Below are 20,050 nucleotides of genomic sequence, written 5' to 3' on the forward strand. Positions count from 1 at the left end.
GGGGGCGCGCGCTTCGGTTCGGCGGCCGGCGCTCCGCTTCGCGGGCCTGCGCTTCGGTTCGCCGACTCGAGCCTCGGTGCGGGGGCGCGCGCTTCGGTTCGGCGGCCCGCTCTCCGATCTGCGGACGCGCGCTTCGGTTCGGCGGTCCGCGCTTCGGTCCGTGGGCGCGCACCTTTGGTTCGTCGGCCCGCGCTCCGATCTGCGGGCGCGCCCTTTGGATCGCCGGCACGTGCCGATCGGCGCTCGGAGCCATCGGCTGCCGGGCCGATGCTCTCGGCTGCTCGTTGCTGGTCTCTGCGCTCGTTGGCGCTCGGGGCGTCGGCTGCCGGGCCGGTGCTCCCCGTGCTTGGTTCGTGCTCGGTTCGCCCTCGGGGCGTCTGCTCGCTGGGCTCAGTCGGCTTTCGGTGCGTCGGCGGCCAGGCGGCGGCCCTCCTCGAAGAACGACAGCAGGTCGGGCAGCTCCCGGACCGGGTGCGCGGCGCCGAAGGGCACGTTCCAGAAGTCGCCGGTGCGGGGGTGCCAGGGGCCGACGTACGCGTACGGTTCGTCGATCGTCGAGTCGCCCGCGGACACCCCGAAGTTCACCTCGTCGAGCGAGATGCCGAGGTCGAAGTGCTCCGGCCAGAGCACCGGGGTGACGTCGGCGCTCAGCGAGCGCAGCGCGGCATCGCCCTGGACGAACGCGGCCAGGATCTCCTCGGCGTCGTCCAGCACCACGCGGTCGTCGGCGGTCGCCCCGGACCCGTCCGGGTACAGGCCCGTGGGCGCGCCGATCTCGACGCCCGCGACGGACGCCAGCTCGCCGAGCGTGCGGCCGGCCAGGGGCACGCACCGCCCCGGGCCGAGCACGAGCTCAGTCGCGGTCACCCCCAGGTCCGGCGCGGCCACGGTGGCGAACCCGCCGTTGACGATCCGCAGCCGGATGGTGCCGCTGGCGCGATACTGCGGGCCGGCCAGGACCAGCTCGCCCAATCCATGAAGCGAACGTCGCGTCTCGTTGGTCACCGACCCATGATGCCTGCTCCGTCATGCCCCAAACGCTAGACCCGGGGTACGACACTTTTCCCGGACAACCTCATCGACGCCCGAACGGACTCTTAAGTTTCGATGTGTTGGCTTCCCGGGGCTGGTCGCGGCGCGTTAGGCAGACTGCCTAACAGATGTGACACCCCCGGGAGGCTCCATGTCACGACGGCTCGTTCTCCTTGGCGCGGCCGGGCTGGCGGTCGCCATAGCGGTGGCCGGCGCCACGTACGCGTCCGCCGCATCGTCGTCGTCCGGCCGCGCGCCGCAGGTTGCCGCCGTCGCCGCTGCCCCGGCGACCTTCGCGCATCCGGGCGTGCTGGTCAGCCAGGCGCAGCTCGACTTCATGCGCGGGAAGGTGCAGGCCGGCGCGCAGCCCTGGAAGGCGGCGTACGACCAGATGATGGGCTCGAAGTACGCCTCGCTGACGCGCACGCCGAAGCCGCGGGCGACGGTCGAGTGCGGGTCGTACTCGAATCCGAACAACGGCTGCACCGACGAGCGCGAGGACGCGATCGCCGCCTATACGTTGTCGCTCGCGTGGTTCGTGACGCGGGACAGCCGGTACGCGGCCAAGGCGATCGCGATCATGGACGCGTGGTCGACGACGATCAAGGACCATACGAACAGCAATGCCCCGCTGCAGACGGGTTGGGCGGGCTCGTCCTGGCCGCGGGCGGCGGAGATCATCCGGTACACCTATGGGAATTGGCCGAATCAAGCGCGGTTCGCGACCATGTTGCGCACCGTGTATCTGCCGAAGGTGATCGGCGGTAGCAGCAGCAACGGCAATTGGGAACTGTCCATGCTGGAGGCCGCGATCGGGATCTCGGTGTTCCTCGAGGACCGGGCGAGCTGGGACAAGGCGATGGCGAAATTCCGCGCCCGGGTGCCCGCGTACATTTATCTCGCCACGGACGGCGCATATCCCAAGGGCATCGGATCCATCGACACGAAGTCGGAGATCATCGGGTACTGGCAGGGGCAGGCCACCTTCGCCGACGGCATCGCGCAGGAGACGTGCCGCGACTTCACGCATACCGGATACGGCATTTCCGCGATCTCGCACATCGCGGAGACGACACGCATCCAGGGGCAGGACACGTACCCGGAAATCGCCGATCGTCTACGTCATGCGCTCGGGTTCCACAGCAAGTACCAACTGGGGGAAAATGTGCCGGGATGGCTCTGCGGCGGCAAGCTGAACCTCGGGCTGGGGCCGGTGACCGAGGTCGCCTTCAACGCGCTGCACAATCGGATGGGCATCGCGATGACGAACACGCAGCGGCTGACCGAGCAGTCGCGGCCGGCCGGTAGCAACAACCTGTTCGTGGCGTGGGAGACGCTGACGCACGCGGACAACCCGGCCTGAGCGCTGTGACCCCCGGCGGCCGTGCAGTCGCGGCCGCCGGCAGCCTTGTCGCGCCGAACGAACCGGGCCTGAGCGGGTGCGACACCAGGCGGTCGTGTGGCCGTCGGCAACCGCGGCCCGTTCGTGGCGGCAAAGCCGTCGGCGCAGGCGCACAGTGCGGTCTGAGCGGGTGTGACGCCGTCGGCCGTGTGGTCGTAGCCGTCGGCGAGAGCGGGCCGTTTGTGGCGCCGAAGATGGCGGCGCAGGCGAACAACGCGGTCCGAGCGGTGTGACGCCGGCGGTCGTGGCCGTCGGCAACCGCGGCCTGTTTGTGGCGCAGGAGACGCCGGCGCGTGTGAACAACCCGGCCCGAACGGTGTGACACCCGGGCGCCGTCGGGCGTGTAGATGGTATGACGACGATCCACACGCTCGACGGTGTTCCGCCGTCGGCCGTCGCCGGGAGGGGCATGCCGCCCGATTTCGCGGAGTGTTACACCGCCTCGTTCGCGCCGATCGCGGGGCAGCTCGCGGTGTACCTTGGGAGCGCCGAGGAGGCTCAGGAGGTCACGCAGGAGGCCTTCGTGCGGGCCTGGGTGCGCTGGGGCCGCATCGCGCGGTACGAGGACCCGGCCGCCTGGGTGCGCCGCGTCGCCTGGAACCTCGCCACGAGCCGCATTCGCCGCGCCCGGGTTGCGCTGCGGCACTGGCGGGGGCAGCGGGCCGAACCGGTCGTGGCCGGTCCGGGGCCCGAACGCGTGGCGCTCGAACGCGCCCTCGCGACGCTCCCGCCTGACCAGCGGCGGGCCGTCGTGCTCTTCTACCTGGCCGGCCTGCCCGTCGCCGAGATCGCGGAGCTCTGCCGCGTGCGCGAGGGGGCCGTGCGGACCTGGCTGTACCGGGCGCGGCTCGCCCTGGCCAAACACCTGACCGACGACGAGGGGGACGATCATGCCTGAGTTCGACGAGCACCTTGATGATCGCCTTCGCGCCGCCCTCGGCGAGCTGGGCGACGGCGCACAGTCCGCGCTGCGACCGCCCGGTGCCGCGGGGATTCCGGCCGCCGCACGGCGTCGTCGTCTCGCGGGCCTTTCCGCCGGTACCGCGACGCTCCTCGCCGCCGTCGGCGCGATTTGGCTCATCGGCGGCCCGGTGACGGGGTTGGGGCCGGCCGCTCCGGCCTGCCTGCCGGCTCAGGGGCGCACGTTCCTGCCGGACGGGGCGACGGACGTGCAGAAGGAGCAGCTTCGCGCGGCGATCGCGGGCTCGCCCTACATCACGTCGTACACCTACGTGTCGGAGACCGAGGCCTGGGAACGCTTCCGCGTGATGTACAGCGATGCGCCGGAACTCGTGGAGGCGACCGATCCCATGTCGATCCCGGCCGGGTGGGACTTCACGCTGCGCTGCGCCGGAGACTTCCCGGCGTTGGAGGAGCATTTGCTGCCGTACTCGAGAGGCGTCTGGTGCTCGTGCGTGCCGATCGACAAGCCGGTTGAGCCCGCGGGCACGCCGTCGAGCTGGGAGCCGCAGCCGACCAACTGAGGTGGCGCGGTGTCGGTGTCGGCGCCTGCTGCATCGGCACCGCCCTGGCTCGGCTGCTGCCCTGGTGGCGAGCCGGTTCGCGAAAAAGTGTCGTACCCCCTCGTTAGGTTTGGGCCACGAAACCCGGTCGGTCTGCCGGAACCAGCCGGGGTTCGAAGACCAGGCCGGAACCAGCCGGGGTTCGAGGACCAGGCCGGAACCAGCCGGGGTTCGAGGACCAGGCCGGAACCAGCCGGACTGGCCGGACCCGGCCGGGGTCCGACGAGACGAGGAGGGCGATGCGAACGAGGGACATAGACTTCGAGCCGTGACGCGAGCGCTGTTCGATGTGCACACGCACTTTCTGCCGCCGCGGATGATGCGGAAGGTCTGGGCGTACTTCGACGAGGCCGGGCCCCTCGTCGGAAGGCCCTGGCCGATCCTCTACCGCGGGTCGGACGAGGAGCGCGTGGAGACACTGCGCGAGTTCGGGGTGCAGCACTTCTCCGCACTGGCGTACGCACATCGGCCAGGGATGGCGGCGGACCTCAACACGTGGACCATGGACTTCGCCGAGCGCACGCCGGGGTGCCTGCCGAGCGCGACGTTCTTCCCCGAGCCGGGCGTGCCCGGCTACGTGGAGGACGTTCTCGCCCGAGGGGCGCGGATCTTCAAGGTGCACCTGCAGGTCGGGGGGTACGACCCGCGGGAGGCAGCCCTCGATCCCGTCTGGGGCCGGCTGGCCGAGGCGCGCGTGCCGGTGGTCGTGCACGCCGGATCGGGCCCGGTCGCGAACGGGTTCACCGGCCCGGGACCGTTCGGCGAGGTGCTGCGGCGCCACCCGGGGCTGGTGGCGATCGTCGCGCACATGGGCGCGCCGGAGTACGACGGCTTTCTGGAACTGGCTGAGGAGCATCGGGAGGTGTACCTGGATACGACGATGGTGTTCACCGACTTCTTCGGTTCGCCGGCCGCCTCGCTGCTGCCGCGGATCAGGAAGCTCGGGCTGGCCGGGCGGGTGCTGCTGGGGAGCGACTTTCCGAACATCCCCTATCCGTACGAGCACCAGCTGGAGTCGCTGGAACGGCTGGAACTCGGGGCGGAGTGGCTGCAGGCGGTGTACTGGGACAACGCCGCGCGGCTGTTCGGGATCGAACCCGCGGCATAACCACGCCAACCCGAGAAAACGCCGCGCGAGGTCGGGCGGCCATCCGCGTGAACCCGAGAAAAACGCCGCGCGAGCTCGGGCGGCAGGGAGTCGTGCGAATCTGCGGCGAGGCGCGCGGAATCGGGGAATCTGGCGCCCGTGAGTGAGGCGGGGCGTCAGCGGGTGAGGATCAGGTCGGCGCGGTCTCGGGTGCCGGCGATCACGGCGGCGTTGCGTTCGTCGCTGCGGAAGACCCAATCCTCAGCATCCGGCAGGTCCAGGCCCTTGGCCAACTGGCGGCGCACCAGCGAGTCCTGGCGTACCGCGTCCGGAGCGTCCAAGTACAGCACCAGATCAACCAACCCCCGCACCGACGCCCAAGGGCCGTGGTCCAGCAGCAGGTAGTTGCCCTCCACCACGATGACACGGACGTCGGCGGCGATCGGGATCACGCCGCCGATCGACTCGTGGAGGGTGCGGCTGTAGGCGGGCGCGTACACCAGATCCTCGCCCGCCCGGAGGCGGCGCAGCAGATGCACGAAGCCCGCCGCGTCGAACGTCTCCGGAGCGCCCTTGCGGTCGGCCAGGCCGAGCCGCTCCAGCTCCACATTGGACAAGTGGAAGCCGTCCATCGGCACCGCCACACTGGACAGTCCATCGTGGACGTTCAGGGCGTCCGACAAGGCCGTGGACAGCGTCGACTTCCCGGCCGCGGGCGGGCCGCAGATGCCGACGACCGTGCGGCCCTGGCGAGCGCGGACGTACGGGACTACCACGTCCAGGGCCGGTTGGAGCACGTCGGGGTGTCGCATCTCAGGCCAGGTTGTCGCGCAGGTTGCGCATGCCGGCCAGCCAGCGGTCGGTATCCGTAGCGCGGTGCAGGTAGTACTTGGCGACCTCGGGGTGCGGCAGGATCAGGAACTTCTCCGTGTCGAGCCCGGCCACGACCGATTCGGCGACGGACTCGGCGGACAGCACCGCCCCGCCCGCCGCGGTGACCTTGGCGCCGATGTGGCCCTCCGCCAGCCCGTCGCGCAGCATCGGGGTGTCGACGCCCTGGGGGCAGAGGGCGCTGACCTTCACGCCCTGGTTGCCGTAGGTGATGGAGAGCCACTCCGCGAAGGAGACCGCGGCGTGCTTGGTCACCGCGTACGGGGCGTCGCCGACCGCCGTGAGCAGGCCGGCCGCCGAGCACGTGTGCAGCAGGTACCCCGAGCCCCGTTCGAGCATCGAGGGGAGGACGGCGCGCGCGGAGTACACGTGGGACAGCACGTTGACGCCCCAGGTGCGCGCCCAGGTGTCCGCCGAGGCCTCCAGGCCCGCGCCGGTGGTGATGCCGGCGTTCGCGCAGAAGAGGTCGATGTGGTCGTAGCGTTCGAGGGTCTCCTCGACCAGCTCGGCGACCTGCTCCTCGTGGGTGACGTCGGCCTCGACGCCGATCGCCTCGCCGGGCAGGGACGCCGCGAGTTCGGACGCGGCCGCGCCGTCGAGGTCGGCGAGCACCAGCGCGGCCGTCTTCTCCGCGGCGAACCGCCGGGCCAGCGCGGCCCCGATGCCGCCGGCCGCCCCGGTGATCACGACGACCTTCCCGTCCAGCTTCACGACCGCATCCCCAATCCTCGCAACGTTTCGAGCAAAACCGGCACGGCGATCACGGCCGCGCTCCCAAGCCGCGCAGCGTCTCGAACAGCACCGGCGCGCCCCCCGCGACGAGCTCCCGCGTCGGCAGCAGCGCGATCACCGGCGTCGTGACCCCCGCAGCCGCGTACCGCGCCACGTGCTCCCGGCAGGCGGCAGGCGAACCGTGCACGATCAGCTGGTCCACGACCTCGTCCGGGATCGCGGCCAGCGCGCCCTTGCGATCGCCGGCCGCCCACGCGTCCCACATCGGCTTGAGCACGTCGCCGCGGCCGAGCCAGCGGTGGAACGCCGCGTACGCGGGCACCGTCAGGTAGGCCGTGATCAGCCGCCGCGCCGTCGCCCGGGCCTCGGCGGCGTCGTCGGTCGGGCAGACGAAGATCCGCGCCGCGATCTCGAAGTCCGCCGGCGCGCCGGTCAGCTCGGCCCGGGCGGTCGCCACGTCCTCGACCGAGAGCCAGTTGAGGACCGCACCGTCGGCCTCGGCCGCCGCGAGGCGCAGCATGCGGCCACGAAGACCAGCCAACAGAAGCTTCGGTTGTACTGCCGGTGCTCGCTCCAACCGGAACCGCCGCACGGTGAACGTGTCGAAGGTCCCGTCCACGAGCTCGCCGGCCAGGGCGGCGCGCAGGAAACGGAGCAGGTCGCGGCTGCGTTCGAACGGGCGGTCGAACTCCACCGCGTTCCAGTCGCCGACCACGACGGGCGACGAGGCGCCGATGCCGAGCGCGAACCGGCCCGGCGCGGCCTCGGCGAGGGTGGCCGCCTGCATGGCGAGCAGGCCGGGTCCGCGGGTGAAAACGGGGACGATCGCGGTGCCGAGGCGCAGGCGCGGCGACCAGGCCGAGGCCAGCGCCAGCGGGGTGAACGCATCGGTGCCGGCGACCTCCGAGGACCACACGTCCGAGTACCCGAGATCCGGTAGCGCGGCGAGCAACGCAGCGTGATCGGGCAGCGGGACCCCGGTCAACGGGATCGTCAGCCCCCATTGGCTGTTCATCAGCCGATCATCTCCGCGAAACGGCCGATGTGGCAAGCAGAACGGCACAGTCGTCTACGGACCCTCACGTTGCAGTGGGTAGGGACGCGACGTAGCCTGGCGCGGGTTTCCATTCGAGAGAAGGAGCACAACATGCTTGGTCTGGAAAAGAAGCTCATGAAGGAGTGGGAAGGCAAGAGCGCGCAGGAGCTCGCCGACGCCCCCGTCACCGCGATCGCCGGCGTTTCCGACGGCGACGCCGAGAAGCTGCAGGCCGCCTTCGGCATCAAGACCGTGCGTGACCTGGGCACGAACAAGTACTTCCGCTGGGCCCAGGGCATCGTCGCGCTCGCCGACTGATCACCCTCACGCTCCGCGACGGCCGCTCCCCGCCCGGGGGCGGCCGTTTGTCATATTTCACAGAAAAATCAGCCCGCTGGCGCGCACCCGTTACCGTGTCTGGGCATGCGACGGCGCCAGGTGCTCACCCTCGCCGCCGTAGGAGCGGCCGTCGCCGGCTGCACCCCGGAGCCACCCGCGTCCGCGCCCGCACCGGGTGCACCCGCCGCGCCGGGCGGCGCCGCGACCGGGCTCGTGTTCCCGCCGGGCTTCGCGTGGGGCGCGTCGACGTCGGCGTACCAGATCGAGGGCGCGGCGGCGGAGGACGGGCGCGGCAAGTCCGTCTGGGACACCTTCAGCCACCAGCCGGGCCGGACCCGCGGCGGCGACACCGGCGACGTGGCCGCCGATCACTACCACCGCCTGTACGAGGACCTCGACCTCATGAAGGACCTGGGCCTCAAGAGCTACCGGTTCTCGATCTCCTGGTCGCGGGTCCTGCCCGAGGGCCGGGGCGCGCTCAACGCCAAGGGGCTGGACTTCTACCACCGGCTCGTGGACGGCCTGCTCGCGCGCGGGATCACCCCCATGGCGACCCTGTTCCACTGGGACACCCCGCAGGCGCTGCAGGACAAGGGCGGCTGGGAGCAGCGCGACTGTGCGCACTGGTTCGCCGACTACGCGCAGCAGATGTTCTACTCCCTCGGCGACAAGGTGCCCGCCTGGCTGACGCTGAACGAGCCGAAGACCGTGGTCTCCCTCGGGTACACCTCGGGGATCCACGCTCCGGGCAGGAAGGACCGGCGCGCGGCGTATGTCGCCGGCCATCACCTGCTGCTCGGGCACGGGCTCGCGGTCAAGGCCTTCCGCGGTACCGGCCGCAAGGGCACGATCGGCGCCGCCCTGAACCTGTCGCCGGTGTACCCCGCGGACGGCTCGGCCGGCGCCGCCGAGCAGGCGAAGGCCGTGGACCTCGACGAGAACCGGCGCTGGCTCGACCCGGTGCTGCTCGGGCGGTATCCCGACGGCTGGCTCGCCGGACAGCCCGCCGATGCGCCGGTGCACGCGGCGGTCAAGGACGGCGACGCGGCCCTGATCGGCGAGCGCTCGGACGTGCTCGCCGTGCAGTACTACAACCCGATGCACGTCACCGCGCAGGGCGGGCGGGTCACGAAGCACCCGACGACCCAGGCGACCTGGCTGGAGGTCTATCCCGACGGCCTGTTCGACCTGCTCACCCGGATCAAGCGGGACTACGGCGACATCCCGCTGACGATCACCGAGAACGGCATGCCGACCGTCAACGACGTGCAGGACGACGACCGGATCGCGTTCCTGCGCGACCACTTCGCCGCCGCGCACCGGGCGATCGCCGCCGGCGTGCGGCTGCAGGGCTTCCACGTCTGGTCGCTGCTGGACAACTTCGAGTGGGCCGAGGGGTACTCCCAGCGCTGGGGCCTCATCCGCGTGGACCCCGCCACCCGGGACCGGCGGCGCAAGGCGAGCGCCGAGTGGTACCGCGGCGTGATTGCGAAGAATGGCTTGGCTCAACCGAGCCAGCCCGGTCGGACCAGTCCGGCCTCGTAGGCGAAGACCACCAGCTGCGCGCGATCCCGGGCGCCGAGCTTGATCATCGCCCGGCTGACGTGGGTCTTGGCGGTGGCGGGGCTGACGAAGAGCTTGGCCGCGATGTCCTCATTGGACAGTCCGGCCCCGACCAGGGCCATCACCTCGCGCTCGCGGTCGGTCAGGGTGTCCAGCGACATCGGGGCGAGCGGCGCGCGGGAGCGGCTCGCGAACTCCTCGATCAGGCGGCGGGTCACGCCGGGGGAGAGCAGCGCGTCGCCGGCCGCGACCGCGCGCACCCCGCGCAGCAGGTCGACCGGCTCGGTGTCCTTGACCAGGAAGCCGCTGGCGCCGACCCGCAGCGCCTCGAAGACGTACTCGTCGAGGTCGAACGTGGTCAGGATGACGATCCGCACGTCGGAGAGTTCGGCGTCGGCGGCGATCTGCCGGGTCGCCTCCAGGCCGTCCAGCACCGGCATCCGGATGTCCATCAACACTACATCCGGGCGGGTACTGGCGGTCTGGCGCACCGCGTCCGCGCCGTCCACCGCCTCGCCGACCACCTCGATGTCGGACTGGGCGTCGAGCAGGGCCCGGAAGCCGGCCCGGACCAGCGCCTGGTCGTCGGCCAGGAGAACCTTGATCACGTCGTCTCTTCCTCGCTGAGGGGGATGGTCGCGCGCACCTCGAAGCCGCCGTCCTCGCGCGGGCCGGCCTCGACCGAGCCGCCGAACGTGGCCGCGCGGTGGCGCATGCCGGCGATGCCGTTGCCGCCCTCGCCGGCCGGGGCGGCGGTGCCGTCGTCGGTGACGGTCAGGGTGAGCTCGCGGGGCGCGTACGTGACGATGACCGTGGCCGTCGCCTCCGGGCCCGCGTGCCGGCGGACGTTGGTGAGGGCCTCCTGCACGATGCGGTACGCCGCGCGGTCCACCTGCGGCGGCAGCGTCCTCGGCGCGCCGACCGTGTCCAGCGTGACCGGCAGGCCGGCGCCGCGGGCCTCGCCGGCCAGCCGCTCCAGGTCGTGCAGGCCGGGGGCGGGGGTGCGCGGGGCCGCCTCGCCCGGGTTGAGCCCGGCCAGCACCGCCCGGGTCTCGCGCAGGGCCTCGGCGCTGGCGTGCTTGATCGCCGAGAGGGCCACCCGGGCCTGCTCCGGCTGCTCGTCCATGAGGTGCAGCCCGACGCCCGCCTGGACGTTGATCAGGGACAGGTGGTGCCCGATGACGTCGTGCAGCTCGCGGGCGATGAGCAGGCGCTCGTCGCTGGCCTGGCGGCGCTGCTGCTCCTTGCGGGCCTTCTCCTCCTCGGCCCGGGCGAGCGCCTCCTGGTGCGCGCGGTCGCGGGCCATCTGGCTGTACCGCATCCCGCGCACCCGAGCCGCCTCCCCGAACACGGCGATGATCAGGCACCAGACCCCGATGACGACCAGGTGCCCGACGGACGTGCGGGGCAGGGCCAGGATCACGTACGACGCGTAGGCGACCAGCACCGCCAGCCAGGTCAGCCAGCGGAACCCGGCCGACAGCGCGCCGAAGACGGCGACGATCGCGGCGAGGAAACCGGGCCCGTTGGGGTACGGATGGGCGAAGTAGGCCACGGTGGCGGCCAGGGCGCCCGCCAGCGAGAACAGCGGCAGCTTGCGCCGGAACAGCAGGGCGGCCGGCCCGGCCACCAGCAGCAGGTAGCCCGCCTGATCGAGGGCCTGCGCGGTCGAGCCGTAGGCGGCGGCCCGGGTGCCGAAGACCTGCACGAGCGCGAGGAACACGGCGATCGGCAGCGCGTGCGGGCCGTTGAAGCGCTGCCCGCGCCGCCGCTCGAGGCGCTCCTCGAAGCGCTCGAACTTGCGCTCGAGGCGCGCGGCGCGATGCTCGCTGTGCCAGGGCGCGTGTCTCACAGGTCAAACGGTAGTGGAGCCGGTTCACCAGCGGCATCGCCTTCCCGGCGCGGCGGCGACTACTCCCGCTGGAGTACGCGGGGCGGCCGGCTGCGTCCAGGGGGGTACCGCACGAGCCGTCCCCGGTGCGACGCGCCGGCTCGCCGCGTTCGGCACTCTGGAGTCCGTCAACGGAAGGGGGCCGGGAACATGGCCGGCGAGAGGGTGCGAGCCTCGGACGAGGAGCGCGAACAGTACGCCAACATGGTGCGGGCCGGCATGACCGAGGGCCGGCTCACGCTCGAGGAGGGGGAGGAGCGGCTGGCGCAGGTCTACGCGGGGAAGTACCGCGACGAACTGCCGCCGCTCACCGCGGACCTGCCCGAGGGGGGCCGGCGCGGGATCTACGAGACGCCCGAGGCCAAGGAGCAGTTCGCCCGGGACAGCCGCCGCCACCTGTGGGGCCACGCGGGTTTCGTCGCCGTGATCGCCGCGGTGCTGACCGGATTGTGGGTGCTCTCGGGCGCGCACTTCTTCTGGCCGGCGATCCCGCTCTTCTTCATGGTGTTCAGCCTGGCCAGGCATGCGCGCTGGCGGGCGTACGGCGGCCACCCGGGCTTCGGCCGGGGGCCGTGGGGTCATCATCACCACCACCGCGGCCAGGGGGGCCAGGGCGGCTGGGGGCGCGGACCGTGGGGGGCCGCGTCGGACCGGCAGCAGGGCTGGGGCCGCTAGCACCACCACCGGGGGCCGCCGCCGGCACGCGGCGGCCCCCGCCGTCCACGAGGGAGTGAGGCGTCGTGTTGGGATCATCGTTGGAGCTCAAGGGTCGGGTCGCGGTGGTGCTGGGCGGCCCCGACGGGGTCGCGGCGGCGGTGTGCCGGATGCTGGCCGAGCGGGGCGCGCGGGTCGCGGTGGTCGGGGGCGACGAGCTCTCGGTCGGCGACCTCGTCGACGAGCTGCGCTGGAACGGCGCGGAGGCGGTCGGGATCGTCGCCGCGGGCGGGGGCGACGCCGCCGCCATGGACTCGGTGCGGCACAGCGTCCTGGGCGAGCTCGGCGCCCCCGAGATGCTGTTCGTGCTGGCCTGCCCGGCGGTCACCGGCGGCTGGCAGCGCACCGTCGACAGTGGACTGACGGCGACCTTCCTGGCCCTGCAGGCGTTCGTACCGGCCATGGCCGAGTCCGGCGCCGGCGCGGTCGTCACCCTGGCCCCGGTCGGCACCGACCCGGCCACCACCGCGGTCGGCGGCGGTGTGACGGCGCTCACCCAGCACTACGCGCGCCTGTTCGCCGAGCACGGCGTACGGGCGAATGTCGTGTCCTGGACACCGCGCGCGGCGACCGTCGACGACGCCGCGTTCGCCGCCCTCTACCTGGCCTCGGACGCCGCGGCGAGCATGACGGCAACGACACTCGACGTTGCGGGCACATTGATGCGACTGTAGATCCTATGTACGAATGACCGTCCACCTGGGATAGTCACTGCGCATGATGGGATCGTCACACGCGTTGTCCGGGGCGGCCGTCTGGTTGACGGGATCGCTCGCGCTGGACCAGCTCGCGGGATTCCACCAGACGCCCCTCCAGCTCGCCGTCGGCACCGCGATCTGCGCCGGCGGTGCCCTGCTGCCCGACCTCGACCTCTCCGGCCGCGTCACACGGCGCCAGGGCGGCGCGACGGTCGCGCACACCTTCGGCGTGTTCTCGCTGTTCCTGGCCGAGTGCATCGAGAAGCTCTCACTCGGCGTGTACCGCCTCACGCGCATGAAGTACGACCCGCCCCGCCGCAACGGGCACCGCACGCTCACCCACACCATCGTGTTCAACGTGGGCGTCGGCTACGGCACGCTCGCCCTCTGCGAGGCGTACGGCAAATGGGCCGTCATGGGCGTGCTCTTCTTCGCCTTCGCCCTGGCCCTGCGCGGCCTGTTCGAGAAGTGGGCCGAGCGCGCCGGCTGGGTCATCGTCACCCTGGCCTCGGCGGGCGCCGCCTTCGTCGTCTTCGAGCGGCTGCCGGGCGACCGCGGCTACCCCCTGCTCGGCGTCGCGGTCGGCATCGGCGGCCTCATCCATCTGCTCGGCGACATGGTCACGAGGCACGGCTCGCCGATCCTCTGGCCGATCCCGACGGGCCGCCGCATGTGGCGCTGCTTCGGCCTGCCGCACCGCATCGCCCTGACCGCGGGCGACAGAACAGAAACCGTCTTCCTGCGTACCGTCTTCGCGACCGTAGCCATCTTCGCCGCCGCCGTCCTCGTGGCGCCGATCATGCTCGACCGCCTTCACCTAACCTTGGGCACGTGAGCGAAACCCGGCTGGTCATCGTGATGCGGACCGACCTCGGCATGGGCAAGGGCAAGATCGCCGCCCAGGCCGCCCACGCCGCCGTCGGCGCGGCCATGCGCAACCAGCGAACCGCCGCCTTCGCCGACTGGTGGCGGGCCGGCCAGCCGAAGGTGGTGCTGAAGGTCCCGGACGAGGACACCCTGGGCCTGGTGGTGGCGGCCGCGGAGGAAGCCGGTCTGCCGATCGAGGTCATCCACGACGCCGGCCGCACCCAGGTCGCCGCCGGCACCGCCACCTGCTGCGCCATCGGCCCGGCCACGCAGGACGCCCTGCACCCGGTGACGGGCTCGCTGTCCCTGCTCTGAGCGCTACGCCGTCAGCCGCAGTCCGGGCGGATCGATGCCGAGCAGTTCCGCGAGCCGGGCCGCGTCGCGCTGGGCCTGCCCCGCGCAGCAGGTGTTCATCAGCACATGCACCTCGTCGGCGTCCTTGCTGAGCATGCGCAGCCGCTCGGCCCAGTCGGCGAGCTCGCGCTCCGAGTAGGCGTACCGGAACTTGTCCTCTTTGGACCCGCGCTCCCAGTTCGAGCTGTGCCCGTGAAACCGCACGACGGCTGGGGAGGCGGTGACGGCGAGCACTGGGGGTACCGACGAGGGAAACCCCTGCGGCATGTCGACCGCCACGAACGAGGCCCCCGCGCGCTGCAACATGAGCAGCGTGTCGAGCGAGCGCTGGGGTCCGGCAAACCACGACCCGTGCCGCAGCTCAACGGCCGGGCGCAGGGGCCGGGTCCGGGCGATGGTGTCCTCGATCCGCCGCACGGCCGCATCCCCGGCAGCCAGCCACGGCGGGAACTGCAACAACTCGGTGCCGAGCCGGCCGCGGAGGGGCTCCAGGGCCGCGTGGAAGCGCCGCCAGAGCTCGTCGATGGTCTCGGCTGGCAGATCGGAGCGGCGCAGCGTGCCGGTGGCGCCCTCGGGCCGCAGATCGGGCGGCAGCGTGTTGGCCCGGGTGGGATGCCCGGTGAGCAACGCGTATGCCTTCACGTCGAACGTGAACCCGTCGGGCGTGGCCGCGGCCCAGCCTTCGGTCATCTCGGCCGCCGGGATGGCGTAGTAGCTGGTGTCAGCCTCGACGATGTCGAAGTTCATCGCGTAGTAGGCCAGGCGTTGAGCAGCAGTCCGCGCCACGCGCGGATACCAACCGGACGCGAGCAACTGCCGATCCGCCCACGACGCCGTGCCGAGCCGAATGACACCCATGTAATTCAGTAGACGCCCTCAACGTCAACGCCGCCACCGGAGCATGGTCTTTTGCATTTCTCCTCCTGGACCACCGAACGTCGACCACGGCGGACCCGGCTCCCGAATGTACGGTCTGGACCACCGAACGGTGACCAAAATCGTCTGCGGGACCACGCTAATACATTCCGGTCGCGCCAGCGGCCGGGGACCATCGGCCGAGGGCACTTCGCGGTGCCCATCGGTCCGGCGCGGGGTCTTTTCCACCCGCCCGATGGTCACCAGAATTGTGCGTTCGGCCGATGGTTCGGCCCGCCTGTCGGCGGCCCACAGGGTTGAGTGGGCGCGGTTCGACGCTGCTTGCGGGGAGGTGGGCCAGACCGTTGGGGGCTGCCGGGTTCGTCGTGGTCGACGATCGGTGGTACAACTCAGGAATTTGCTTCATATGGAGTCGTCTGGGGTTTGTGCGGGGCTGGTGGGACAATTGTTGTGTGGGGCAGATGTCATTGTTTGGTCGGGCCGAATTGACCGCCATGCGAGATACCACGAAGCGCCGGAATTACTCGCCTGCGAATGAGGCATTTCGGCGGGAACACAAGCGGCATCGGGATTGGGGGCTTGCTCGGCGGCATGCTGAGAAGCTGCGGTTGCTGGCGTTGGAGCGCGAGGCCGCCAAAGTCGCCGAGGCCGCCAAAGTGGCCGAGGCCGCTGAGGTCGAGGCCGAGCCGGTCAGCGCTTGCGGTGCCAGCGGAGCGGGCGCGGGTCGAATGTCCACAGGAGACGGCGCCACCACGGGCGGCGGGAGCGAAGATCGTCCACGTACGCCGTTGCCGCCGCCGTTGCCCGTGCCGCCTGGGGCTCCCCAGGGCCCGCGGCACCCGCGAACGCCACCGCGTTCACCAGCGTCGCCAGCTCGTCCACCGGAGGTACGGCCGGGCGCAGGGAGCGGCCGGGGACGTGGGCGCGGGGTTCGGCCGCCTGCGTGGCGTACCGGGCGACCTCGCCCGCCGTCAGATGGGGCGGTGCGGGGCGGCCCGCCTGGCGCAGGCCGATCAGCACTTCGTTCCAAGCCGCGTCGATGCGTACCGAGGGCGGCCCTGCGGTCAGGCGACGTTTGCGGCGGTTGGCGAGCACTAGCGGTACCGACGCGAAATAAGCCAGCACGAGAACCACTGCCGCCGAGGTGGCGGCCAGGGCCAGGAGGGTCGTGTTGCCGCCGGTTGCCGGGGCGGCTGCCGCCGACGCCGGCGCCGAGTGGGAGGGGGCGGTGCTGGTGTCGGCCGACGGGGGAGGGACGGACGGGGGCGGGGGCTGCGAGGGCGGGGCCTTGGGCTTGAAGTCGTCCTCGACGGGGCGCTGGACCGTGTCGGACTTCGGGAGGGGGTCGAACGGGACCCAGCCGAAGCCCTTGAACTCGACCTCCGGCCACGCTATTGCGTCGGCGCCGTGGATTGCGGTCGATCCCTTGTGGGTCTGGAAGCCGACCGCCACGCGGGTCGGGAGGCCGGCCAGCCTGGCCAGGACGGCGAAGGCGGCGGTGAACTGTTCCGAGGTGCCCTTCTGGCCGCCGAGTTGCTTGTTGCCGAAGAGGAAGTGCTCGACGTTGGGGTACGCGTGGCCGCTCGGGGCGTCCGCGACGAGTTTGTAGTGTTCCTCGAGCCACTGCTGGATGGCGAAGGCGCGCTGGTACGGGTTGGAGACGCCCTCGCCGAGGTGGGTGGAGAGCTGGGCGATCGAGTCGGGGACCTTGCCGGGCAGGGCGACGAAGCGGGCGGCCTGTTCCGGGGTGGGGACCTCGGCGACCAGCAGCTCCTGGTCGTTCGGGAGCGGCTTCTGGCGGGACGTCACCGTGTACGTCAGGCCCTTGCGCAGGCTGTCGGCCAGCGCGACGGTACCGGTCTCCGCGTCGTACGCCACCCGCACGCCCTCCACGCGCTCGGGCGTGGCGATGCCGGGCAGGAGCCGGCCGTCGAGCTCGTCGATGGTGATCGTCTGGGTGACCTCTGGGCCGTCGCCGTCGGAGCGGCCCAGGACGCGGCCGGCGTTGCGGTACACGGAGCCGATCCGCCAGGTCACGCCGTCGTAGTCGTTGAGCACGGCGAGGCGGATGACCGGCTCCTCCTGCGCGCCCGGGCCGGGCTGGACGACCGCGTCGAAGAGGTGCTGGTCCTTGTTGAGGTTCCAGCCCGACAGCCGGACCAGGGGGTTCTCGTCGAGCGCGTCGAGCTGGGGCGGGGTGACGTAGTTGCGGGGGTCGACCGGGGTCGCGTTGCCCTGCTCGGCCACGGCCGGGCCGAGGAACTGCGACAGCAGCACGATCACGGCCAGCCCCGCCGCCGCGCCCGCGCCGACCCGCAGGCCGAGGGTGCGCCGCTGGGCCCCGGTCAGCGCGTCGCCGCCGAGGTCGGGCCGCGCGCTCGCGACCAGGCCGACGATCGCCAGCGCGGCGTAGGCCAGCGGGATCCACGTCGTCGCGCGGGCCGCGGTGGTGTCGGGCCCCACCAGATAGAGCGCGCCGCCGAACAGTGCCGTGGGGGCGCTGTAGGACAGGAGCACGCGGTTGTACCGTACGCCGGCCTCCGCCGCCGCCAGTCCCGCCAGCCAGGTGGCGATGACCGGCAGCAGGACCGTGTCCGGCTGCGGCTCGATCGGGATGAGGGCGGTCAGCAGGCGCGGGATGCTGTTGCCGAGCGCCTCGCGGGCCACGTCCGGCACCGGGCCGGCGATCTGCCCGGCCTTGGCGGAGACGCGGACGGTCACGAAGACCATCACGGCCAGGCCCAGCACGGAGGCGGGCGCGGCGGTGTACGCGGGCAGCCGGCGCACGGCCACGCTGATCAGTACGGCCCCGGCCGCGGCGACCGTGGTGAGCAGCGGCAGCAGGGTGCCGTTGTAGATCGGCGCGAGCTGCAGCCCGCTGAGGATCAGCATGCCGAGCAGCGCCAGGGGCACGAAGACCCGTCTCACCATGCCTGGACCCCGTCCCAGGCGGCGGCGAACTCGGCGCCGTCGCGCACGGCCAGGACGACCACCCGCTCCAGGGCCGGGCGGGCGTCGCCGAAGACGCCCGCGACGAGCGTCGGGTACGCGGTGCGCAGCGTGCTGACCCGCGACAGGTCCGGATCGCCGGTGAGATAGATGAGCGTGTCGCCGACTCTCTGGGTGCGCAGCTCTTCGACGGACTTTTCGGACATTTCCGAAAAGTCGGCCTCGGCGAGCAGGTCGAGGAAATCGCGCGCGGAGTTCCCGGCAGGCGTCCGCCCCGACAGCAGGCGCAGGGCGATCGGGAGCTCCTCCCGCGTGGCCGCCATGACCAGCGAAGCCGCGGCCTCGCAGGCGGACTCGAAGCGCTCCGGGTCCGGGTACGAGGCGCGCCGGTCGTCCAGCAGCACCGCCAGCCGCGGCAGCGACGTGTCCAGCTGCTCGCGCACCATCAGCTCGCCCACCTTGGCCGACGTGCGCCAGTGCACGCGGCGGAGTTCGTCGCCCACGACGTACTCGCGCAGGGTGTCGAAGGTGATCGTGCCGTGCGGGACCCTGTCGTCGCGCCCGTCCAGCGACCTGGTGATGCCCGTGGGGATCGCGGTCAGGCGGTGCACCAGCGGATAGACCCACACCTGGGCCGTGCCGCCGTAGCCGCGCGCCAGGGCCAGCAGCCCGAGCGGGTCGCGCCGCACCACGCGCAGCGGCCCGATCGCGACCACCCCGCGCCGCGCGGTCGGCACCGGATAGTCCGCGGTCGTCTCGCCACCGGCCTTCAGACGCAGCAACGGTACGGGCACCGAGACCGCCCCGCACCGATCGTGCGCGACCAGCGTGGCCCCGCGCAGCCGGCTGGTGTTGCCGACCCGCAGCGTGACGGTGCTCGACTCGCCGCGCATGACCCGGTCCGGCTCGACCGACCGGGCGACGGTGAGCCTCGGGCGCCACCAGACGTACCCCGCGGCGAAGATCAGCGACGCGGCGCCGGCGGTGCCGAGGACGACGAGGTGGCGGTACCCGAAAAGGAGCCCGACGGCCAGCAGGACCACGGTCGCCAGGCTCAGCCCGGCCCCCCGCGCGGTGAGACGCATGACGTCAGGCCGCGACCGGGGACGGCACGGGCACCGCCTCGAGCACCTGGCGCACGACGTCGGCCGGCGACACCCCGCGCACCTGGGCGTCGGGGGAGAGCACCAGCCGGTGCGTGAAGACCGGCTCGGCGAGCGCCTTGAGGTCCTCCGGCACGACGTACCCGCGCCCGTCGGTCAGCGCATAGGCACTCGCGGCCCGGGTCAGCGCGATGACGCCGCGCGGGCTCACGCCGATGCGGACCTGCGGATGGGCGCGGGTCGCGTTGCCCAGCTTCACCGCGTAGGCGAGCAGCGGGTCGGCGATGTGCGCGCGCCGGGCCAGCCGCACCAGCTGGGCCACGGTCTGCGTGTCGGTGACCGGGTCGAGCGCCTCGGGGGAGCGGCTGACGGCGCCGCGCAGCACCTCGATCTCGACCGCCTCGGCCGGGTACCCGATCGAGAGCTTCATGAGGAACCGGTCGAGCTGGGCCTCGGGCAGCCGGTAGGTGCCGTCCATCTCGATCGGGTTCTGGGTCGCGACGACCAGGAACGGGCGGGGCACGCCGTGGCGGACGCCGTCGACGGTGACGTACCGCTCCTCCATGACCTCCAGCAGCGCCGACTGCGTCTTCGGGGAGGCCCGGTTGATCTCGTCGGCGATGACGATGTTGGCGAACACCGGGCCCGGGTGGAACTCGAAGCCGCGGGTCGCCTGGTTGAAGATGGTGACCCCGGTGACGTCGGAGGGCAGCAGGTCGGGCGTGAACTGGATGCGCCGCCACTGGCCCTGCACGCTGGCCGCGACCGCGCGGGCGAGGGTGGTCTTGCCGACGCCGGGCACGTCCTCGAGCAGGACGTGCCCCTCGGCCAGCAGCGCGGTCATCGTCAGCCGCACGACGTGCGGCTTGCCCAGCACGATCGACTCGACGTTGCGCGCGAGCCGACCCACCAGCTCGGCCGCCGCGCCGACCTCCTCCGCGCTCGGTGGACCCTGGGCAATGGACTGTTCAGCCGAGACGACCACGGTGCTCC

The 20,050-nt window shown here is 72.1% G+C and carries 20 protein-coding genes; 10 read left to right on the forward strand and 10 right to left on the reverse strand.

What is annotated here, in order from left to right; genetic code table 11:
* Positions 1-390 precede the first annotated feature (390 nt).
* A complete protein-coding gene (locus ACQPZ4_RS09980; protein ID WP_433058149.1) occupies positions 391-972 on the reverse strand; it encodes a hypothetical protein in 582 nt (193 codons plus the stop codon).
* A gap of 211 nt (positions 973-1,183) precedes the next feature.
* On the opposite strand from ACQPZ4_RS09980, the gene ACQPZ4_RS09985 reads away from it, so the two are divergent.
* The 4 genes from ACQPZ4_RS09985 to ACQPZ4_RS10000 all read left to right on the forward strand — a co-directional run bounded on the left by ACQPZ4_RS09985 (position 1,184) and on the right by ACQPZ4_RS10000 (position 5,065).
* Positions 1,184-2,395, forward strand: a complete 1,212-nt coding sequence (locus tag ACQPZ4_RS09985) for an alginate lyase family protein (protein ID WP_433058151.1) — start codon at positions 1,184-1,186, stop codon at positions 2,393-2,395.
* Positions 2,396-2,786: 391 nt separating this feature from the next.
* Positions 2,787-3,332 carry an RNA polymerase sigma factor gene (locus ACQPZ4_RS09990; protein WP_433058153.1) on the forward strand — a complete coding sequence of 182 codons (546 nt, stop codon included), beginning with the start codon at positions 2,787-2,789 and terminating at the stop codon, positions 3,330-3,332.
* Positions 3,325-3,918 carry a permease-like cell division protein FtsX gene (locus tag ACQPZ4_RS09995; protein ID WP_433058155.1) on the forward strand — a complete coding sequence of 198 codons (594 nt, stop codon included), beginning with the start codon at positions 3,325-3,327 and terminating at the stop codon, positions 3,916-3,918. Before ACQPZ4_RS09990 ends, ACQPZ4_RS09995 begins: the two co-directional genes overlap by 8 nt.
* A 307-nt stretch (positions 3,919-4,225) precedes the next feature.
* A complete protein-coding gene (locus tag ACQPZ4_RS10000) occupies positions 4,226-5,065 on the forward strand; it encodes an amidohydrolase family protein (RefSeq protein ID WP_433058157.1) in 840 nt (279 codons plus the stop codon).
* 155 nt (positions 5,066-5,220) lie between these two features.
* On the opposite strand, the gene ACQPZ4_RS10005 is transcribed toward ACQPZ4_RS10000, so the two are convergent.
* From ACQPZ4_RS10005 to ACQPZ4_RS10015, 3 genes are read right to left on the reverse strand one after another with little or no spacing between them, the layout of a single operon-like run.
* Positions 5,221-5,856 carry a nucleoside/nucleotide kinase family protein gene (locus ACQPZ4_RS10005; RefSeq protein ID WP_433058159.1) on the reverse strand — a complete coding sequence of 212 codons (636 nt, stop codon included), beginning with the start codon at positions 5,854-5,856 and terminating at the stop codon, positions 5,221-5,223.
* A gap of 1 nt (position 5,857) precedes the next feature.
* Complete coding sequence (locus ACQPZ4_RS10010; RefSeq protein WP_433058161.1) at positions 5,858-6,646, reverse strand: SDR family oxidoreductase; 789 nt, start codon at positions 6,644-6,646, stop codon at positions 5,858-5,860.
* Between the two features lie 49 nt (positions 6,647-6,695).
* Positions 6,696-7,664, reverse strand: coding sequence for an LLM class F420-dependent oxidoreductase (locus ACQPZ4_RS10015; protein WP_433066428.1), 969 nt, complete (start codon positions 7,662-7,664; stop codon positions 6,696-6,698).
* A gap of 150 nt (positions 7,665-7,814) precedes the next feature.
* Between ACQPZ4_RS10015 and ACQPZ4_RS10020 the strand changes: the two genes are divergently transcribed.
* Both ACQPZ4_RS10020 and ACQPZ4_RS10025 read left to right on the forward strand, forming a co-directional pair.
* Positions 7,815-8,021, forward strand: coding sequence for a hypothetical protein (locus tag ACQPZ4_RS10020; RefSeq protein ID WP_433058163.1), 207 nt, complete (start codon positions 7,815-7,817; stop codon positions 8,019-8,021).
* A 105-nt stretch (positions 8,022-8,126) separates the two neighbouring features.
* Positions 8,127-9,587 carry a GH1 family beta-glucosidase gene (locus tag ACQPZ4_RS10025; protein ID WP_433058164.1) on the forward strand — a complete coding sequence of 487 codons (1,461 nt, stop codon included), beginning with the start codon at positions 8,127-8,129 and terminating at the stop codon, positions 9,585-9,587.
* Here ACQPZ4_RS10025 and ACQPZ4_RS10030 read toward each other — a convergent pair.
* Complete coding sequence (locus ACQPZ4_RS10030) at positions 9,548-10,213, reverse strand: response regulator transcription factor (RefSeq protein WP_433058166.1); 666 nt, start codon at positions 10,211-10,213, stop codon at positions 9,548-9,550. The genes ACQPZ4_RS10025 and ACQPZ4_RS10030 overlap by 40 nt on opposite strands.
* Complete coding sequence (locus ACQPZ4_RS10035) at positions 10,210-11,457, reverse strand: sensor histidine kinase (protein WP_433058168.1); 1,248 nt, start codon at positions 11,455-11,457, stop codon at positions 10,210-10,212. The genes ACQPZ4_RS10030 and ACQPZ4_RS10035 overlap by 4 nt, the downstream gene beginning before the upstream one ends.
* A gap of 189 nt (positions 11,458-11,646) precedes the next feature.
* Between ACQPZ4_RS10035 and ACQPZ4_RS10040 the strand changes: the two genes are divergently transcribed.
* The 4 genes from ACQPZ4_RS10040 to pth2 all read left to right on the forward strand — a co-directional run bounded on the left by ACQPZ4_RS10040 (position 11,647) and on the right by pth2 (position 14,090).
* Positions 11,647-12,171, forward strand: coding sequence for a DUF1707 SHOCT-like domain-containing protein (locus ACQPZ4_RS10040; protein ID WP_433058170.1), 525 nt, complete (start codon positions 11,647-11,649; stop codon positions 12,169-12,171).
* A gap of 80 nt (positions 12,172-12,251) precedes the next feature.
* On the forward strand, positions 12,252-12,884 hold the full coding sequence (locus ACQPZ4_RS10045) for an SDR family NAD(P)-dependent oxidoreductase (RefSeq protein ID WP_433058172.1): 633 nt from the start codon (positions 12,252-12,254) through the stop codon (positions 12,882-12,884).
* Between the two features lie 43 nt (positions 12,885-12,927).
* On the forward strand, positions 12,928-13,743 hold the full coding sequence (locus tag ACQPZ4_RS10050) for a metal-dependent hydrolase (RefSeq protein ID WP_433058174.1): 816 nt from the start codon (positions 12,928-12,930) through the stop codon (positions 13,741-13,743).
* On the forward strand, positions 13,740-14,090 hold the full coding sequence (pth2, locus tag ACQPZ4_RS10055; RefSeq protein ID WP_433058176.1) for a peptidyl-tRNA hydrolase Pth2: 351 nt from the start codon (positions 13,740-13,742) through the stop codon (positions 14,088-14,090). Before ACQPZ4_RS10050 ends, pth2 begins: the two co-directional genes overlap by 4 nt.
* A 3-nt stretch (positions 14,091-14,093) precedes the next feature.
* On the opposite strand, the gene ACQPZ4_RS10060 is transcribed toward pth2, so the two are convergent.
* From ACQPZ4_RS10060 to ACQPZ4_RS10075, 4 genes are all read right to left on the reverse strand, one after another.
* Positions 14,094-14,987, reverse strand: a complete 894-nt coding sequence (locus ACQPZ4_RS10060; RefSeq protein ID WP_433058178.1) for a DUF72 domain-containing protein — start codon at positions 14,985-14,987, stop codon at positions 14,094-14,096.
* Positions 14,988-15,695: 708 nt separating this feature from the next.
* Positions 15,696-17,936 carry a DUF3488 and transglutaminase-like domain-containing protein gene (locus ACQPZ4_RS10065; protein ID WP_433058179.1) on the reverse strand — a complete coding sequence of 747 codons (2,241 nt, stop codon included), beginning with the start codon at positions 17,934-17,936 and terminating at the stop codon, positions 15,696-15,698.
* The gene (locus tag ACQPZ4_RS10070; protein ID WP_433058181.1) at positions 17,930-19,039 is read right to left on the reverse strand and encodes a DUF58 domain-containing protein; all 1,110 of its coding nucleotides are present in this window, start codon (positions 19,037-19,039) and stop codon (positions 17,930-17,932) included. Before ACQPZ4_RS10070 ends, ACQPZ4_RS10065 begins: the two co-directional genes overlap by 7 nt.
* A gap of 4 nt (positions 19,040-19,043) precedes the next feature.
* Positions 19,044-20,018, reverse strand: coding sequence for an AAA family ATPase (locus ACQPZ4_RS10075; RefSeq protein WP_433066430.1), 975 nt, complete (start codon positions 20,016-20,018; stop codon positions 19,044-19,046).
* Positions 20,019-20,050: the final 32 nt, after the last annotated feature.

Origin of the sequence: Dactylosporangium sp. CS-033363, from assembly GCF_050942475.1 — a bacterium.
GTDB lineage: Bacteria > Actinomycetota > Actinomycetes > Mycobacteriales > Micromonosporaceae > Dactylosporangium.

Coding starts and splice junctions, on each gene's coding strand:
- ACQPZ4_RS10040 (WP_433058170.1), top strand. CDS start 11,647: ATGGCCGGCGAGAGGGTGCGAGCCTCGGACGAGGAGCGCGAACAGTAC.
- ACQPZ4_RS10060 (WP_433058178.1), bottom strand. CDS start 14,987: ATGGGTGTCATTCGGCTCGGCACGGCGTCGTGGGCGGATCGGCAGTTG.
- ACQPZ4_RS10065 (WP_433058179.1), bottom strand. CDS start 17,936: ATGGTGAGACGGGTCTTCGTGCCCCTGGCGCTGCTCGGCATGCTGATC.
- ACQPZ4_RS10005 (WP_433058159.1), bottom strand. CDS start 5,856: ATGCGACACCCCGACGTGCTCCAACCGGCCCTGGACGTGGTAGTCCCG.
- ACQPZ4_RS10050 (WP_433058174.1), top strand. CDS start 12,928: ATGATGGGATCGTCACACGCGTTGTCCGGGGCGGCCGTCTGGTTGACG.
- ACQPZ4_RS09995 (WP_433058155.1), top strand. CDS start 3,325: ATGCCTGAGTTCGACGAGCACCTTGATGATCGCCTTCGCGCCGCCCTC.
- ACQPZ4_RS09985 (WP_433058151.1), top strand. CDS start 1,184: ATGTCACGACGGCTCGTTCTCCTTGGCGCGGCCGGGCTGGCGGTCGCC.
- ACQPZ4_RS10070 (WP_433058181.1), bottom strand. CDS start 19,039: ATGCGTCTCACCGCGCGGGGGGCCGGGCTGAGCCTGGCGACCGTGGTC.
- ACQPZ4_RS09990 (WP_433058153.1), top strand. CDS start 2,787: ATGACGACGATCCACACGCTCGACGGTGTTCCGCCGTCGGCCGTCGCC.
- ACQPZ4_RS10020 (WP_433058163.1), top strand. CDS start 7,815: ATGCTTGGTCTGGAAAAGAAGCTCATGAAGGAGTGGGAAGGCAAGAGC.
- ACQPZ4_RS10025 (WP_433058164.1), top strand. CDS start 8,127: ATGCGACGGCGCCAGGTGCTCACCCTCGCCGCCGTAGGAGCGGCCGTC.